The following is a 17,424-nucleotide window of genomic DNA, read 5'->3' as shown; positions in this document are numbered from 1 at the left end:
TTTTAATATTCAAAAATAAAAAAACCGTGAAAATTACTTTCACGGTTTCAAAAATAGATCAGATGAGATTATTTTTTCTTTGTTTTCTTAGGCGTTGTTGTAGTACCTGAGTTTTTAGTTTTTGTATCAGCCGGAGTGTTTGCATCTCTTACAAGCTTTAATTCATCAACTAATCTTCTTGCACCAGCAAATTTATCAATGGTCCAAAGAACGAAACGAACGTCTACGTTGATCGTTTTCTGCCATTCTTGTTCAAATACGATATCACCGCTTAAAGCTTCGCTGTTTCCGTCAAATGCAATACCGATAAGGTTTCCGTCTCCATCAATTACCGGAGAACCAGAGTTACCTCCTGTAATGTCATTGTTAGAAAGGAAGTTTACAGGCATATAACCTTTTGCATCAGCATACTGTCCGAAATCTTTAAGGTTGTAAAGATCAATTACTCTTTGAGGTAAATCGAACTCTTCATCACCTTTCTTGTATTTTCCAACAAGACCAGACATATCTGTATAATAGTTATCAGTAACTCCGAAGTAGTTTCTGTCTTCTCTGATAGGAAGTTTATCTACCGTACCATAAGTTAATCTCATCGTAGAGTTTGCATCCGGATAGAATTTCTTCTCAGGCATCGCTTTTACTAAACCAGCTAAGAATAGACGATTGTTTTTTGCAAAGTTATCATCTACTTTAACGTATTTTTCATTACTCATTTTCTGATCTGCAACAATACCGTTTGCTGCTTTCCAAAGTGGATCAGCATCAAGCTTTAATGCATCAGGGTTTAATAAAAAGTTTGTAGCAGAAGTCTTGTTGGCGAAAATTGAAGAGTAAGCAAGGTTAGAAATTGTTTTAGCATCTAATCCTAAAATTGTAGCAGAAGCAACATCCTTATTTACTCTTGCCTGGTAAAGGCTAGTCATTGAAGCCAGCATATCTCCTTCTAATGAAGGGCTGAAGTTTTCATAAGCAGCTTTGATTGCAGCTTCAGTTTTAGCTTTCATAGCTAGTCTTCCCTGCATATCCTGAGCAGCATAAGTTTTTAAAACAGAACCTACCTGTAAAGCAAGAGAAATATATTTAGCATTTCTAAAGAATTGAGAAGCGTAGTTTCTTTCAACATTTCTGTCAGAAGTTTGTTTGTAATATACACTAATATCATCTAGGATACCATCATACATAGTATTTCCTGGTTGAGCCGCCCATACTTTAAACTTGTCCTCAATGGCTTTTTTATCAGTAATGGTGCCGTTTTTGTTAACAGCATCAATGGTTCCCTGTCTGTTTTTCCAGTAGTTCGCTACAGAAGCATATTGAGAAGCATAGTTAAGCTGAGTAGCCTTATCTTTATCCATGTACTTCTTCATTACGTCCATAGCCGTTTTAGAAGCTTCAACCCAAGCCGGATAGTCTTTGTTGACCATCTGCTGAATTCCGTAAGAAGTCAAATAACGGTTTGTTCTACCAGGGTATCCAAGGATCATTGAGAAGTCACCAGGCTTAATTCCTTTAAGAGAAACCGGTAAGAAATGCTTAGGCTTCATAGGAACGTTGCTTGGAGAGTATTCAGCAGGATTTCCTGCAGCATCAGCATATACTCTGAAAACGGTGAAGTCTGCAGTGTGTCTTGGCCACTCCCAGTTATCAGTATCACCACCGAATTTTCCTAATGATGAAGGGGGAGCACCTACTAATCTTACGTCTTTATAATCTTGGTATACGAAATAGTAGAACTCGTTTCCGTTGAAGAAATCTTTTACCACTACAGTATATTTTCCGTTTTCAGAGTTTTCTGTTTGAATGGCTTTCGTTTCAGCATCAATTACAGCTTTTCTCTCTGCTCCGGTCATGTTGTTGTTTAGCTTGGATGTGATTCTTTGAGTAGCATCATCCATTCTTACTAAAAATCTTACATAAAGATCTTTAGCGTTGAACTCGTCTTTCTGTTTCATGGCCCAGAAACCATTTTTCAGATAATCTTTTTCAGGAGTAGAAGCAGCAGCAACAGCTCCATAACCACAATGGTGGTTCGTGAATAAAAGTCCTTTATCAGAAACAATCTCCCCAGTACAGAAACCACCAAAACTTACGATAGCATCTTTTAAACTGGAATTGTTAACTGAATAAATCTCTTCAGGCGTAAGATGTAGACCCTCTTTTTGCATATCAACACCGTTAAGTCTTTTGATGAGCATAAGCAGCCACATCCCCTCATCCGCCCTCATCTGAGCAAAGCTCAGTAAGAAAGTGAATAGTAGAAATAGTCTTTTCATTTTATAAAATAATTTTTGTGTTGCTAATTTACTAATTTTTATGAGATTCTGTCCCGGATTGGTACGAAAATGGGATGATAATCAGCATGAAAAAAATACTATTCCCCCTTTTTGCCATTTTATTCTTAGGACTCCTTTTCAATTGCTCTGCAATGCCGGATAAAAATCCTAGCATTCAAAGGCAATGGATGTTGGTTTCTTTAGATGGATTTTCTAGAGATCAGTTAATTGCCCATAAAGCTGAAATTAATCTGACCGGAAAGATGGAAAAAGGTAAGATTCAGGGGAGTGCATACATGGGCTGCAATCAGATGTCTTTTACTTCTGAATTTAAAAATGGTGGAACCCTGAAGATTTCCAAGGGAGTAAGCACCATGAAAGCCTGCCAGGATATGCATCTGGAAACCTCTTTTCAGAAGGAATTTGAAACCATGACAAAATATACTGTAGAAGGACACTTTCTGACGTTGTCTGATGATCAGGGAAACACAATGAAATTTGTAGCTGCCGATTGGGATTAATCATCTCAATGTTGAAATATAAAAGTCCGCCAATGAGCGGACTTCTTTTGTTTGAAAAATCTAGTGAGGTTATTAGCTTTTGAGGTTACTGGTTTTTTAGGGCTATTAGTTTTTAGGAATTGTCTTTTTTATTTCTTCTAAAGTTGCAGTATTGGGAAGTCCGGTAATTGATTTTGTGTTCCTAGAATTTATTGTGTTATGATACGCCTGTCTGTTGGGAATTGTTCTTTTTATTTCTTCGAGTGTTGCTGTGTTGGGAAGGGGAACTCCTGAGCTGTTGGAAACTTTAGGCTTTTGTTCCTGTTTTTTTACTTCCAGTCCTCGGTCAGAGGTTAATCCTGTATGAGCTGTTTGCTTTTCTATATTTTCTTTGGCATCCTGCATCAGTTTTGCTTCATGCTCTTTAATCTGCTTCAAAGCTTGTGTCTGATCTTCCACAAGAGTGGCCTGTTTATTTTCCTGAGCATAAATAATAGTGCTTAAGAGTAATAATGAGATGATATATGCTGTTTTCATAATGGTTTATTTTATGTTGACTAATACTTGAATTTTTCCAACCTCTTTTTGGTTATAATCCTGAAGAGCTTTTCCGATGACCTGTCCTATTTTTACCTTTTTAGGATTGGCTTTCATGGCAATGCCAGCTTGGGATGAGGTAACCAGAAGGTCGCCTCTTTTTATTCTTCCGTTCTCAAGACATACCTTGGTTGGGATAACCCCAATAACACCCATAGGAACTTTATTGGAAATGTCTGTATCAATATGCTCCTCTGTTAAAAGTACTCCAGGTTTGGTTGCGTATACACCGGCAACAAGAGTGGAATAAGGGGTTGAAGATTTTTCTACAGTTCTGTCAGAGTTTGTGGAAATAACCAATATATCACCAGCTTCATATTCGGAAATGGCTCCTTCTACATCAAATGCTTCTGCTACGTCTGCACCGCTATTTTGTGTTCCTCCGTTGAAGAACCCTGTTCCGGATTTATTGATACGGGCAACATTCACGGATGCACTTTGATAGATCGCAATGTTTCCGGATGGTCCCTGATGATTGATAAGTAGAGTAGAGCCTGTACCGGTTGTAGTTACATGTACTACCGGCTGGCCGTTACTATTGTTGAAGTTGGCAAATCTACCTGCTTTACCGGTACCAAAGTTGGGAATAAAACCAGAGATGGCGTTTCCGTTTCCATCACACGAAGCTTCAATACCATCACCACTTCCGCCTGCATTGGCTGTAATTCCATTTCCATTTCCATCAGTTAGAGCTAATAATGAAGGACCGTTTCCAGCGGCATTACTGGCGTAGAAAAGCCCACCATATCCTCCTGTACCAGAAGAAAGACCAAAAACTCCTGCCGTTCCGAAATTAGCAAACTGTGAATTGACTTCACCTTTTACGGCAGCGGAGGTTCCGGTTGTCCTGTCAACTTTGAAATTTCCTGCAATACCATTTCCTACAGTTTTTACCGTTACTACATCACTTGTATTATTGTCGTTGAAGATTTCAAATCTGCCGGCTCTTCCGGTTGCAAAAGAAGGGACCCATGCATACAGTGCATTTCCTGCCCCATCAATATTGGTTTCAACACCGTTTCCGTCTTTTCCTGCATTAGCAGTGATTGCATTTCCGTTTCCATCAGTTAAAGCGATAAGTGACGCTCCGTTTCCGGCAGGATTACTTGCATAGAATAATCCGGCACGTCCTCCAGTACCTGAAGAAACTCCAAAGACAGCCGCTGCACCAAAATTTCCGAAAATAGTATTTACTTCTCCTCTTACGGCAGCTCCAACGCTATTGTTATTATCGAGTAGGAAAGAGGCGGCATTTCCTTTGGTGTTATCGGGGATGTTTCCATTTCCGTTAGATAGCACTTCAAAAGTATTAGCGTCAGTATTTGTTTGATTAAAATTTTCAAATCTACCAGCCCGTCCTGTGCTATTATTTAAACCTACCTGTCCATAAACCCCAACACCGGTTCCTGCAGTACTGGTAGCTACAAATCCTCTTACTCCATACCCGCCACCATCATTTCGGCCTACCACGGCTCCGGCGATATCACTGGTTGTCCTACCAACAATAGCTTCACCGGCTCCGGTATTATCACCTACAATACCCGCGGAAGTTTGGGCTGAGGTGCTTCCGTGTATCGCAAAACCGCTTCCTGTAGTGCTGTTTACCCCAGCTCCACTTCCTGATGTTGTGACGTTTACAACCGTTCCGTTTCCTACGGTAGAAACACTAAGTGCATTATTGTTATTGGCATTATTGAATATCGAAATACTCGCAGGGATTCCATTGTTACTGGTTGCTGTAAGCCCTGTTCCCGTATTACTGTTGGCATACACTCCCGTTCCGTTAGCGCTTGCGTTTCCGTATACTCCCAATCCATTAGGGGTTACTCCATACACCCCCCATCCACTTCCTGCCTGGCTTCCCCAGACGCCAATTCCCAGTCCACCTGTACCATTGTTAATTCCCCGAACTCCGGTGGAAAATCCTCCTGGTGCCGTATTGCTTACAATTCCTCTCACGGCAGCAATACTAGAGGTGGTTGTATTATTAATCCCTTCCAATGAAGTTCCGTCTCCATCATTTATTAAAGAGAATAGAGTAGATGGATTGTTGACTGTATTGGTGTATGGAATGGCAAAGCTGCCTCCACCACCACCTGCAGATTTTGCATACATAGCATATGGAACACTCAATAACTGACTCGTTCCCGCTATCGTATAGTTTGTTCCTCCTGAAGGATCGGTTTCTGTTTTTAAATAATAGTTTCCCAAAGTCCAATCGATAGAAGAAAATATTCCTGATAAAACCGTTCCTGTTCCTATTTCCATAGTGATAAGTCCGTTGGCATTCGTATTTCCAGTGAGGCGTTCAGAGTAGACAAGTGTACCTGCAGGAGAGCCCTGTAATAAACTTACCTTAATGGCAATTCCTTGATTGGTTAACAGTTGCCCAGATCCGTTTCTCACAACTGCCTGATAGCTCATTTTTTCAGGAGCCTGTGAAAGCCCCATGAAGAAGCCGTACAGGATCCAGAACATTAATAATATTTTTTTCATGGTGATTATTTTTTGATGATTTTAAACGTTTTTAGGTTTTCCCCATGCTGATTAATTTTGATGATATACATGGCAGAAGGGATATCTGAGAAATTGAGCTCAGATTTGGACTGTAAGATCACGTCTTTTCGGATTAATTTACCTTGAGCATCAAATAACTGGTATTCTGCTCCTTTAAAATTATTTATAGTAAAATCCAGATATAGGTAATCCTTGAAAGGGTTAGGGTACAGTAATATATCTTTTAGGTCTGATGTTGCTGTTTCACGAGTGGTAAGTGAAATGATTTCATAAGGTTGTTGAACCCCTTCCAGAATTTGATTTCCGGCTCCTTTATAAAGATAGGCCACTTGTCCGATGCTGTAAGAAACAGAGCCATTGCCTCCTGAAGCATCCATTCCGGTTGCAAGAATTGCAGATTGAGCTTTCAGAAATGAGAAGGAAAAGGCAAACAGGATGAGAGAATAAATAGATGTTTTTTTCATGGATAACGGTTTTTAGGTGATGAATTCAAGTTTTTCCATAAGAAATTTGGGAAGACTAAATTACTACCTATCATGACCTGATAACCGAAAAATAGACCAACGGCAGAAATAATCGACCAATGGCGTTTTGTGAATTATTATTGAGATTGAATCCCTTTTTTAAGGCTCAAAGAAAGACAGATTATTTTTATACGTTCTGCCTATGGGAAGCTTGATATGATGGATCAGCTCTATTTCATGACAGCTTTTTCCACGGATGAGATGTTTGGGCACAGCATAGCTTCTGTGGATTCTTACAAAAGAATCAAAAAAGCTTTTGTGAAGAAGATTTCCCAAAGAATCAAGAATACAGTGTTTTTTTTCAAGAGTGATGATTCGGGTGTAATCTTTGAGTGCTTCCAGATAAAGAATATCTGCTTTTCTGATCTGAGAAATGTTCCCGCTTTCTTTGATCTTAATGCATTCTTGTCCCAGTATGGCATCATAGCATTCACATTTTTCTTTTATTTTAAAAAAGTCGAGAACCCTCTGCATGGAATAATGAAAACGTTCTGAAGTGAGAGGTTTGGTGATAAAATCCAGCGTATTGATCTCAAAAACATAGGCTGCCAGTTCGGGATGAGAACTTACAAAGATACAAGCAGGAATCTTATGGGCTAATTTTCGGAACTCCAGACCACTCATGTCTTTTAGGTTGGTTTCCGTGATGAGAAGGTCAATGGGAAGTTCCAGATACGGAATTGCCTTTTCTGCCGAATCAAAAGAAGCGACAATTTCTATGTTCTCATACTGTTTAATATAATGCTGAAGAACCAGCCTGTCCAGTTCATCATCATCAATAATCATACATCTAATATGGGTAATCATGATCTTCTGGAGATTTTTTTAAGTTAAATATTTAAAAATCAGAAAATTATTACATAAAGTTATTGCTTTTTTACAAAACAATCTGACATAATCTTAAATTTATATTAAAAAATATTATTAATTAAAATTTGATTTTGTTTTTTTTCTGAAAAATATTATCTTGTAAAAATCATAAACATAGACAGAACTTAATGTTAGAAAAAAAAGAACATCATTATGAGAAAGCAGTCTTGGTAGGGATTATTACCCAAAATCAAGATGAAGAAAAACTGGTGGAGTACATGGATGAACTTGAGTTTTTAGCTTTCACGGCCGGAGCAACCGTACAAAAACGCTTTACCCAAAAATTAACACAACCTGATTCCAAAACCTTTATTGGAAGTGGAAAAGCACTCGAAATAAAAGAATACGTAAAAGAAAATGAAATTGGAACCGTAATTTTTGACGATGAACTTTCTCCTTCACAGCTTAAAAATCTAGAAAGAGAAATGGAGGTTAAAATTTTGGACCGTACCAATCTTATTCTCGATATTTTCGCACAACGGGCACAAACTTCTTATGCAAGAACTCAGGTTGAACTAGCTCAATATCAATATCTCTTACCTCGTTTGACGAGAATGTGGACTCACTTGGAGCGCCAGAAAGGAGGTATTGGGATGAGAGGTCCCGGGGAAACGGAAATTGAGACTGACCGTCGTATTATTCGCGACAGAATTACTTTGCTGAAAGATAAATTAAAGACGATTGACAAGCAAATGGCTACTCAGCGTAATAATCGTGGGAAAGTAGTTCGTGCTGCTTTAGTAGGGTATACCAATGTAGGAAAGTCCACTTTGATGAACTCCCTTTCAAAATCTGAAGTTTTTGCTGAAAATAAACTGTTTGCAACCCTTGATACTACTGTAAGAAAAGTAGTGATCGGAAACCTGCCGTTCCTCCTTACCGATACGGTAGGATTTATCAGAAAATTACCAACTCAGTTGGTGGAGTCATTTAAATCTACATTAGATGAGGTTCGTGAAGCAGACCTTTTGATTCATGTAGTGGATATTTCCCATGAAAGTTTTGAAGATCACATTGCTTCTGTTAATCAGATTTTAATGGATATCAATGCCCATCAGAAACCAATGATCATGGTATTTAATAAAATTGATGATTTTAGCTATGAGAAGAAGGATGAGGATGATTTAACACCCAGTTCAAAGAAGAATATTTCTCTGGATGAATGGAAAAAAACCTGGATGGCTAAGTCAAAATATCCAACTGTTTTCATTTCTGCTTTAACGAAGGAAAACTTCCCGGAAATGAAAAAGATGATCTATGATGAGGTGATGAAGATCCATATTTCCAGATTCCCATACAACGATTTCCTTTTCGAGTACTTTGATGACGATGAGGAAGAAAATAACAATTAATGAAATATCATTTTTTCCTTTTATTCACTCTGTTTTCGGTTTTTGGGTTCAGCCAGAAATCGAAAGTAGATTTTAAAGCCATTGAAAAGAGTCTCAAAAATTCTGATTCTCCGTACAATTACGAAAAACTTCTTTTCAAATACAAAGGATATCCGAAGTCTCTGGATAGTATAGAAGCACAGTATCTTTACTATGGCAGGAGCTTTAAAGAAGGTAAAATAAGCACTTCAGATGAGGGATTCAAAAGTTTGGCGGAAGCTTTTAAGCAAAACAATTCCGAAGAGTGTATCAAGCAGGGAAAGGTTCTGTATGATAAAGATCCCACGAATCTGGACATTCTGCTCATTCTGCTCAGAGCTTATGATTCTTTAAAAGATGGAAATAACTTTATGCATCACCTAAGCCAGTTTCGAGCTTTGGCAGATGGAATTAAGAGTTCTGGAGACGGAAAGTCTGAGAAAACGGCTTACCTCGTAAATTCGGTGGGGGATGAATACATTCTGCTGAATATTCTGAATATAGGAAATGATTATACCAGAGGATCGAAGCCTTCGAAGAATGGCATGTTTGATATCTGGGAAAAAGGAGGTCAGAAAATATACATCAAGGTCCTTTACTTAGACTTATAAATTAATTTAAAAAAGAACACTTAGTGGAATTATATTATTCATTTTCAGCATTAATCGTATTAGCATCCATATTTGCCTATCTTAATTACAGATTTTTAAAACTTCCCAGTACTATTGGAATTATGGTGATTGCCATTGTGGTTTCCATTTTTCTGGTAATGTTTGGAGAAACGGTCCTTCCAAGAACATTTGGACATCTTCACAAACTGATGAACAGTATCGATTTTACGGAGGTGTTGATGGGAGCGATGCTTAATTTTCTTCTTTTTGCTGGAGGAATTCATATTAACATTAATGATCTTAAAGAACAATTCCGGCCTGTGCTGATATTTTCCACAGTAGGAGTTGTGATTTCCACTTTTGTAGTAGGTTTTGGAATGTTTTATCTCCTTCCTTATGTAGGAATTAAGCTTCCGTTTATCTACTGTCTTGTTTTTGGGGCATTGATTTCTCCTACCGATCCGGTGGCGGTTCTGAGTGTGCTGAAACAGGCAAACGTTTCCAAATCATTAGAAACAAAAGTAGCCGGAGAATCTCTTTTTAACGACGGTATGGCGGTTGTGGTGTTTACCGTAGTATTACAGCTTGCCGTTGGAAAAGAAGTGGATCTTGGGGTAGAAAGTATCGGATTGCTATTGCTTCATGAAGCGGGTGGAGGTCTTTTACTGGGTGTTTTGCTAGGTTGGGTGACCTCCAGATTAATGCGTGAAGTGGATGATTATATTATTTCTGTACTGGTTACACTTTCTGTGGTGATGGGAGGTTACCTTATTGCAAGGCAGATGCATATTTCAGGACCATTAACGATGGTGGCAGCAGGATTGTTTATGGGGAACTTTAACATGAACTTCAAAATGAAATCCGTTACTCAGGACTATCTTATCAAATTCTGGGAGCTGATAGACGAAATTCTGAATGCCGTATTATTCCTGTTCATTGGGTTTGAGCTTTTAATGATTAAGGATCTGAAACACTTTATGATTCCTGGTTTACTGGCTATTTTTGTAGTCTTGTTTGCAAGATTTATTTCCATTTGGGGACCTACTAAGTTTACTTCTCTGAGAAGAAGTTTCAGCCCGCAAACTGTAAAGGTATTGGTTTGGGGAGGAATCCGCGGTGGTGTTTCCATTGCATTGGCGATGTCTATTCCTAAAAGTGAGTATAGTGAAACGATCTTAAGTATTACGTACTGTGTAGTGGTATTCTCGATCGTTGTTCAGGGACTTACCATAGCAAAGGTAGCAAACCCTAAACAGATTGTGAAAGAAGAAGAGGAGCAGGGAAGTAGTGCTTTAGAGCATAAAGCTTAGTTTTAAAATCAGATGATTGATGAGTATTGTTCAAGAAATACAGGAAGCTCTTGCAGTGTTATCCATTCCTGAAAAAGCAGAATTCTTTCCAAAATTTTTTAAAACAGGAAAAGGAGAATACGGTGAGGGAGATCTGTTTCTGGGTGTAAAAGTTCCCGATCAGAGGTCTGTTGCTAAAGAATATTACTCAAAAATCAATTTAAAAGAACTGAGTGAAATCCTTTCTTCAAAATACCATGAGCATCGGCTGACGGCTCTTTTTATGTTGGTTTCAAAGTTTGAAAAAACAAAAGATATAGCTATAAAAGATGAAATTATAGCATTTTATCTTCATCACTTACAGTATGTTAACAATTGGGATCTGGTAGATTCCAGTTGCTATAAAATTCTTGGCAGATATGCTTATGAAAATAAGAAAGAAAACCTGCTGAGGGATCTTTCGGAAGCGGAAGAGATGTGGTATAAGAGAATTGCCGTGGTAGGAACTATGTACTACATAAAAAAAGGCTCTTTTGACCTTACCAAAGAATTTGTAACCAGAAATCTGAAACATCCCCATGACTTAATGCACAAAGCGAATGGCTGGCTACTGCGTGAAATGGGAAATAAAAATGAGCAGGAACTCATTGGCTATCTTAACAAATACTATAAAGAAATGCCAAGAACCTGTTTGCGCTATGCTATTGAAAAGCTGGACGAGGATCTTCGGCAGGATTATTTGAAAGGACGTATTTAAAAAGAGTATAGCTCAAAGGAAGGGAACTTCCGATCTGAAAAACTACCGGGAAACAGCTATTTTTATGATCTAAAATCAAAGATTATAACGAGGTAAGGTCAGAATTGAGTAATTTTGTGGTTTTAAACCCAATCATGAAAAGTTTTCTTAGATTATTTCTTCTATTTATTCCCTTGCTGCTCCTTACAAGTTGTTTTGACATTCTTGATAAAGTGAATATAAAAGCTGACGGTACCGGAGAATATACTATTATTCTTAACGCCAGCAAGAGCAAGACAAGACTGGCTTCAATCTCCAAGATGGAAACCATTAATGGAAAAAAAGTTCCCAAAAAAGCTGAAATTGAAAACAAAATCAATGAAGCTTCCAAAATTTTTAAAGGAACTCCGGGAATCAGCAATGTGAAAACTTCCATAGATTTGGATAATTATATCATCAAACTGAGCTGTAATTTCAAAAAAATTGAAAATATTAATGCAGGACTGGAAAAACTGAAAGCTCAGAAAATATTGGGTAAAATGATTCCAACACAAGTTTACAGCCATAATCTTGAGAAAAAGACATTAACGAGAAATAAAGTAAATACCTTCAAAGAAGATTATGATAAGATGAATAAAGCAGATAAGGAGATTTTCAATGATGCAAAATATACTTCCATCATGCAATTCGAGAGTGCTGTAAAATCACAAACTAACAGCACTTATGTACTTTCTCCCAATAAAAAAGCACTTAAACTGGAGGCTGATATTCTGGATCTTATCCTTCAGAAAAAACAAATACAAAACACTATTCTTTTTCAATAAATTTCTAAACTATAGTCATGAAATCTATCTTAATAAAAACACAGAAAATTATTTTTGTACTCTTTGGCTTTACCTTGGTTTTTGCCCAAAACAGCATGAAAATCCCGTCTGATGCCATATTTTATATGGAAGTCAACGGAAAACAGCTTAATAATAAAATCAACTGGACTAAACTGAATCCATTGCTGCATGAACTCAGCAAAAAGAGTAAGGAGAAACCTACATGGACAGATTATTCCAAAACAGGAATAAAATATGATGCTGTTCAGTATCATTATGCAAGCTTTAATGACTCTATAAAGACTTACAATACTCATTTTATCATTGATAATAAAGAAAAATTTCAGGAGTTTGTTAATTCTATGAAGAAAAAAGGGCAGGAGGTTTTCAATAGAAAGAATTATTCTTACGTAGACATCAATGATGATGTTTTCGTAGCATGGAATGGAAGTCGTGCTGTTCTCAGTATGATTAACTATACCAAACCTTATAAAGATCTTTGGGCTGCAGATGCCGTTACAGACAGTACTGCCGTTGCCGTTGCAGATTCTGCTGCAGTAGCTGTAGATGCCACAGATAGTGTTTATACTGAGGAACCGGAAAAACCTTTTGATTATAAAGAGGAGATCAAAAATCTTAAAGACGACATTAAGTATCTTAAAGAAAGCATTAAAGATAATAATAACGAGATCGCAAGAATTCAGAAAGATATCAAATATCTGCAAAAGCATCATCAATATCCTAAGGAGAAGGAGAGTGTAGAGATTCCTGAAGAGGAGGGAGAAATGCCTAATGAATCATATGATGAAGAAGCTGAAAAAGCTTTCCAGAAAGAACAGGATTCTATCCGCAGAGAAAATTTCAAGATTGTTCAGAAGAGCGCTGAAGATAGGTTTGATCAATATTTTGGTTCAAATTTAGACATTGAAGTTCCTAAAGAAATGCTGGCATTCAGAGATGCTAATTCTGATGTTTTTGTCTATACAGACTATGGAAGAATTGTAAATGAAGGAATCTATGGTAAGATGACAAAGTATTATACTTACGGACAACTCTTCAAAAATATGTACAATTCCAACCATTCATACAATCTGTATTTTGATAAAGACAAAGTAAGACTGGTTAATAATTATCAGCATAAAAATTCTGAAATTCAGAAGAGTATGTCTGCTATTTATAAAGGGAAGAAAAACAGAAAACTGCTGGAACTTATCAATGAAAAAAGTGTTGGCTACTATGCAATGAATGTAAACGGAGCAAAGTGTTTTGACATGATGTACAGCCTTCTTCAGAATTCCGGAGTTAATGAGTATAAAAAAGAAATGGAACTCATCATGGAAACCATGAAAATTATTCTGGATGAAGAAGCTATTACCAAAATAGCACCAGGAAACGGAATTTTTGTTCTAAATGAGCTGAAATCTAAAAAAGTAGAATATACGGATTATGAATATGATGCTGATTTTAATGAAAAAGAAGTAAAGAAAACCAAGGAGATTGCTGTTCCTAACTTCACTTTCGCTTTTGCAACGGAGAATGAAGGGTATTGGAATCGTATTTTCGATATGCTAGCTACCAATAAAAAACTGTCTAAAAGATTCTCTAAAAAAGGAAACTTGTATACCTTTAAAGAAGAGAAAGACGGAGGATACATAGATCAGTTGTTCTTTACGGTAAAAGATGGAGTGGTATATCTGATGAGCTCTGCAGATAATATGGTATCAGCGAACCAATCTGATATTTCCAGAAAATGGGCGAAAGATTCCGCTAAATATCCTTTATCAGGAAGATTGGATCTTCAGAAACTTTTAACCGGTTTAGATAAAGAATTCAAAAGCCCTAAAGAAAGAAAAGCATTGGATGCCATTAGAAAGAATGTAGGAGAGTTGTATTATAAAACTGAAGTGAAAGGAGAAAGTATCCAGACTGAAATGAATTATAATATTAAGGACTCTTCGGAGAATAGCTTAATGTATTTCTTCGATGTATTCGATCAGGTTTTTAAAACAAAAGAAACAGAAAAGAAGGAACCCATACTATAGATGAAAAAAAAGAAGATTATTATCCCGTTACTTTTATTGCTCGCTGTTGCGGTGTATTTTGTGGTTTTTCATAAAGATAAGAACCTCAGATATATTCCTGAAAACGCAGATGCAGTTGTTTTAATTGATAGTAAGGAACTCACGGGACAATACCTCTTCAGCTTAGCAAAACACCCTTCACAGTGGTTTGAAGGCAAAACAAAAAGTAAAAGTGCCGGGTCATTGAAAGATTCAGGAATCAGAATTCCGGATTTTTTGCAGATTTTTCATGTTAAAGACACTAAGTTCTCCGAATGGTATAGCATTTTAGAACTTAAAGATCCTCAAAGGTTCATTACTTTTTTAAAGAATAAAAAATTTATTGATAAAGGAAAAAACTGCTATAAGAAAGATCAAATTTTCCTTATGATAGAAGGGAATCACTGCATTGCAGGAACTTCTGATCTTGCTTTTGAAACAATTAAGAAGAAGCTTCTTCAGACCTCTGTAAATCCTGTTCTGAATGCGGACAAATTGATTAAAAATACATTGGGAAGTATCTCATTCATTTCAGGACAGAATATTCAAAACTTTGCTATTGAATTGCATGATGATGAAATTGAGATCAAAAATAATTCAAATCAGGAAATTTTTAATGTAATTGCTTCAAAACTTCAGAAAGGAAATCAGTTTCTGGAGCTGGAATTAGATCAGGAGAACATTAGAAACTTCAGTCGTTTTTTCAATAAAAGTATTGTAGATTCTTCACATGCTATTTCTTTAAAAGCCATTGCCAATCTCGAGCAGGTTAATGATACGATTATCAGCTATGAATATGATGATAACTTTAATGAAGTTGAAAAAAAGACCTTTCAGAAGATTACACAACCTAATTATAGTATTGACATTCAAAGTAAAGATGCTGGAAAAACGTGGGCATATTTGCAATCTAAAAAGTGGATTAACGGAGAAAATCAATTCACTGCAATTCCTTTCCAGCCCAATAAAATTACCCAAAATAATGATGGAGTTGTAATCAATTCAACGAGAAAAACAATATCATTATCGCCTCAATTAAAAGAAAACTATATTCTGATCAGAAATAATATTCTGCTGTATTCTTCTTTGAAAACGTTGAGTACCACCGAGAAAAGAATCATTTCAGACATTGATTACGTATGGTATGGAAGTAAATCACAGGATTATTGGCTGAAAATAAAAGCGAAGAAAGGAAATTTACCTTTAATTTTACGATGGTAACCATAGAAACTAAAAAAATCAATATCCATTCATGGCTCTATCAGAAATTGCTTTGCTCAAAACCTGCACACATTATTTTTTGCATTTTGTGTTTCCTGTCTTTATTGCATTGATCTTTTATCCTAAAAACTGGAAGAAAGTGTATCTTATATTATTGGCGACAATGCTGGTAGATCTGGACCATCTTTTTGCCAACCCCATTTTTGACCCCGCAAGAGAAAGCATAGGTTTTCATTTTTTACATTCCTATTATGCCATTGCGGTGTATTTTTTGATGCTATTTTTTAGAGGAAATATCAGAATTATAGGGATTGGTCTTTTGTTTCATATGTTAACAGATTATCAGGACTTTAACTTCTGGCCTCATTAAAATGTTATTAATATTTTCTTTTGATATTGAAAATGTTATAGATTTTTTGTATTTTGTAGTCACTATATGAGACTTAAAGAACTTTTACACTACACCTATATTTTTCCTGTCCTTGCGGTAGGGTACTACTTTTCCGGACTGATGGGAAATGGCGTTGTTTATGATATTATTGCCGGAATTTTACTTATTGGAAGTGTCTTGTCGGCGGTTCACCATGCAGAAATGGTGGCTCATAAAGTAGGAGAGCCTTTCGGAACGATTATCCTTGCTCTTTGTATTACCATTATTGAAGTAGCGCTAATCATCTCACTGATGGTTGCCGGCGGAGATCAGGCGATCACGCTGGCTAGAGATACCGTTTTTGCCGCCGTAATGCTGATCCTGAACGGAATTTTAGGAATTTGTATTTTGGTGGGTGGTGTTAAATACCATGAACAGTTCTTTGCAAGAACCTCAGCAACTACTTATCTGGTAAGTATTGTTTCCATTCTAGTGCTTACCCTTGTGCTTCCTAATTTTACTTCAAGTGTTAACGGACCTTTTTATAACGAAGCACAACTTGTATTTATTTCTATTGCATGTCTTGTGATCTATGGGGTTTTTCTGATGGTACAGACTGTAAGACACAGAAGTTATTTCATTGTTCCTGATGAACATCCTGAAGAACATTATATCCCTACTGTAACAAAAACTTTAATAAGTTTTAGCTTTCTGGTTGTGTGCCTGGTCATTGTTGTTTTAATGGCAAAAGGACTCTCAGATACCATTGAAGGGATGGTGCAGAGTGTGGGAGCTCCGAAATCTTTGGTAGGAGTTATTATTGCAGCGGTTGTTCTTCTTCCAGAAGGAGTAGCGGCTATTAGAGCTGCTAGAAGCAATCAGATACAATCCAGCTTAAATCTGGCACTGGGATCTGCATTGGCAAGTATCGGATTAACAATTCCTGCTGTTTCTGCAGTTTGTATTATGTATGACATTCCGTTGGTGTTGGGATTGGATAAGAAAGATGTGATCCTTCTTTCCCTATCTGTTTTTATCGTAATGCTTTCATTAAGCCGCGGAAAAACAAATGTCCTATACGGAACTGTGTTATTGGTAAACCTGGCAGCGTATATCTTCACGGTGATTGTTCCTTAAGCAATGATCTCGTAACATGAATCACGAATCCTGTTAAAGTCTTCTCGCCAATTCCATTTTAAAAGCCATTAGTTTGGCTATATTTTCTGATTTGTAGATTGCCATGTCCGCATTTTCACCTACAAAATTTTCTTCGATGGTGGTTCTCCATAGTTCCAGCCATCTGTTGAAATGTTTTTGTTCCATAGCCTGTATTTCATTGATTGGAAAATGAACACCCATTGGATTTCCTTTGTAAGTCATTTGTCCGAAAAGAATAGATTCCCAAAAAGAATACATCTTGGGAAGATGTTTATCCCAGTCTACTTTAGCAATATCATTGAAGAAGAAACTAATGGTTTCGTCCTTTATTACTTTGGCATAAAATGAATTGACAAGGTGTTCAATATCTTCTCTTGATTCAAGCTTTTTCATATTCCAAATTTACTGTAAAATCAAATTGGATAAGTAAAGGATTTAATTGATAAAATTCATGAAAACAATATTTTATCTTTGTATCCGGAAAGAGGAAAAGATGAATGCTCA

General features: G+C 36.8%; 16 protein-coding genes. 10 read left to right on the top strand and 6 right to left on the bottom strand.

Features of this window, described 5'->3' with window-relative positions; translation table 11 throughout:
- Positions 1–68: 68 nt before the first annotated feature.
- On the bottom strand, positions 69–2,273 hold the full coding sequence (locus CHSO_RS02185; RefSeq protein WP_045491898.1) for a S46 family peptidase: 2,205 nt from the start codon (positions 2,271–2,273) through the stop codon (positions 69–71).
- 86 nt (positions 2,274–2,359) lie between these two features.
- Here CHSO_RS02185 and CHSO_RS02180 point away from each other — a divergent pair, with 86 nt between their 5' ends.
- Complete coding sequence (locus CHSO_RS02180; RefSeq protein WP_084221065.1) at positions 2,360–2,794, top strand: META domain-containing protein; 435 nt, start codon at positions 2,360–2,362, stop codon at positions 2,792–2,794.
- A 105-nt stretch (positions 2,795–2,899) separates the two neighbouring features.
- On the opposite strand, the gene CHSO_RS02175 is transcribed toward CHSO_RS02180, so the two are convergent.
- The 4 genes from CHSO_RS02175 to CHSO_RS02160 all read right to left on the bottom strand — a co-directional run bounded on the left by CHSO_RS02175 (position 2,900) and on the right by CHSO_RS02160 (position 7,218).
- Positions 2,900–3,310, bottom strand: coding sequence for a hypothetical protein (locus CHSO_RS02175; RefSeq protein WP_045491895.1), 411 nt, complete (start codon positions 3,308–3,310; stop codon positions 2,900–2,902).
- 6 nt (positions 3,311–3,316) lie between these two features.
- Positions 3,317–5,866 carry a beta strand repeat-containing protein gene (locus CHSO_RS02170; RefSeq protein ID WP_045491892.1) on the bottom strand — a complete coding sequence of 850 codons (2,550 nt, stop codon included), beginning with the start codon at positions 5,864–5,866 and terminating at the stop codon, positions 3,317–3,319.
- Between the two features lie 5 nt (positions 5,867–5,871).
- Entirely contained in the window at positions 5,872–6,351 is a 480-nt protein-coding gene (locus CHSO_RS02165; RefSeq protein WP_045491889.1) for a T9SS type A sorting domain-containing protein, read from the bottom strand.
- A gap of 159 nt (positions 6,352–6,510) precedes the next feature.
- Positions 6,511–7,218: a LytR/AlgR family response regulator transcription factor gene (locus CHSO_RS02160; protein ID WP_045491881.1), complete on the bottom strand. Its 708-nt coding sequence runs from the start codon at positions 7,216–7,218 to the stop codon at positions 6,511–6,513.
- 191 nt (positions 7,219–7,409) lie between these two features.
- Here CHSO_RS02160 and hflX point away from each other — a divergent pair, with 191 nt between their 5' ends.
- The 9 genes from hflX to CHSO_RS02115 all read left to right on the top strand — a co-directional run bounded on the left by hflX (position 7,410) and on the right by CHSO_RS02115 (position 16,899).
- Positions 7,410–8,633 carry a GTPase HflX gene (hflX, locus tag CHSO_RS02155; protein ID WP_045491877.1) on the top strand — a complete coding sequence of 408 codons (1,224 nt, stop codon included), beginning with the start codon at positions 7,410–7,412 and terminating at the stop codon, positions 8,631–8,633.
- Positions 8,633–9,262: a DUF4919 domain-containing protein gene (locus CHSO_RS02150; RefSeq protein WP_045491875.1), complete on the top strand. Its 630-nt coding sequence runs from the start codon at positions 8,633–8,635 to the stop codon at positions 9,260–9,262. Before hflX ends, CHSO_RS02150 begins: the two co-directional genes overlap by 1 nt.
- A 23-nt stretch (positions 9,263–9,285) precedes the next feature.
- Positions 9,286–10,572, top strand: coding sequence for a cation:proton antiporter (locus tag CHSO_RS02145; RefSeq protein ID WP_045491873.1), 1,287 nt, complete (start codon positions 9,286–9,288; stop codon positions 10,570–10,572).
- A 19-nt stretch (positions 10,573–10,591) separates the two neighbouring features.
- Positions 10,592–11,308 carry a DNA alkylation repair protein gene (locus CHSO_RS02140; RefSeq protein WP_045491871.1) on the top strand — a complete coding sequence of 239 codons (717 nt, stop codon included), beginning with the start codon at positions 10,592–10,594 and terminating at the stop codon, positions 11,306–11,308.
- A 134-nt stretch (positions 11,309–11,442) separates the two neighbouring features.
- On the top strand, positions 11,443–12,111 hold the full coding sequence (locus CHSO_RS02135; RefSeq protein ID WP_045491869.1) for a hypothetical protein: 669 nt from the start codon (positions 11,443–11,445) through the stop codon (positions 12,109–12,111).
- A 17-nt stretch (positions 12,112–12,128) separates the two neighbouring features.
- Positions 12,129–14,153, top strand: coding sequence for a hypothetical protein (locus CHSO_RS02130; RefSeq protein ID WP_045491867.1), 2,025 nt, complete (start codon positions 12,129–12,131; stop codon positions 14,151–14,153).
- Positions 14,154–15,392 carry a hypothetical protein gene (locus CHSO_RS02125; RefSeq protein ID WP_045491865.1) on the top strand — a complete coding sequence of 413 codons (1,239 nt, stop codon included), beginning with the start codon at positions 14,154–14,156 and terminating at the stop codon, positions 15,390–15,392.
- Between the two features lie 31 nt (positions 15,393–15,423).
- Positions 15,424–15,762, top strand: a complete 339-nt coding sequence (locus CHSO_RS02120; protein ID WP_171817586.1) for a DUF6122 family protein — start codon at positions 15,424–15,426, stop codon at positions 15,760–15,762.
- A 66-nt stretch (positions 15,763–15,828) separates the two neighbouring features.
- Positions 15,829–16,899 carry a calcium:proton antiporter gene (locus tag CHSO_RS02115; protein ID WP_045491863.1) on the top strand — a complete coding sequence of 357 codons (1,071 nt, stop codon included), beginning with the start codon at positions 15,829–15,831 and terminating at the stop codon, positions 16,897–16,899.
- 33 nt (positions 16,900–16,932) lie between these two features.
- Here the strand turns inward: CHSO_RS02115 and CHSO_RS02110 are convergent, their stop codons facing one another.
- Entirely contained in the window at positions 16,933–17,313 is a 381-nt protein-coding gene (locus CHSO_RS02110; RefSeq protein WP_045491861.1) for a group III truncated hemoglobin, read from the bottom strand.
- Between the last annotated feature and the right edge of the window lie 111 nt (positions 17,314–17,424).

It is taken from the genome of Chryseobacterium sp. StRB126, assembly GCF_000829375.1.
Taxonomy (GTDB): domain Bacteria; phylum Bacteroidota; class Bacteroidia; order Flavobacteriales; family Weeksellaceae; genus Chryseobacterium.
This window is presented reverse-complemented; position numbering and strand designations above follow the sequence as displayed.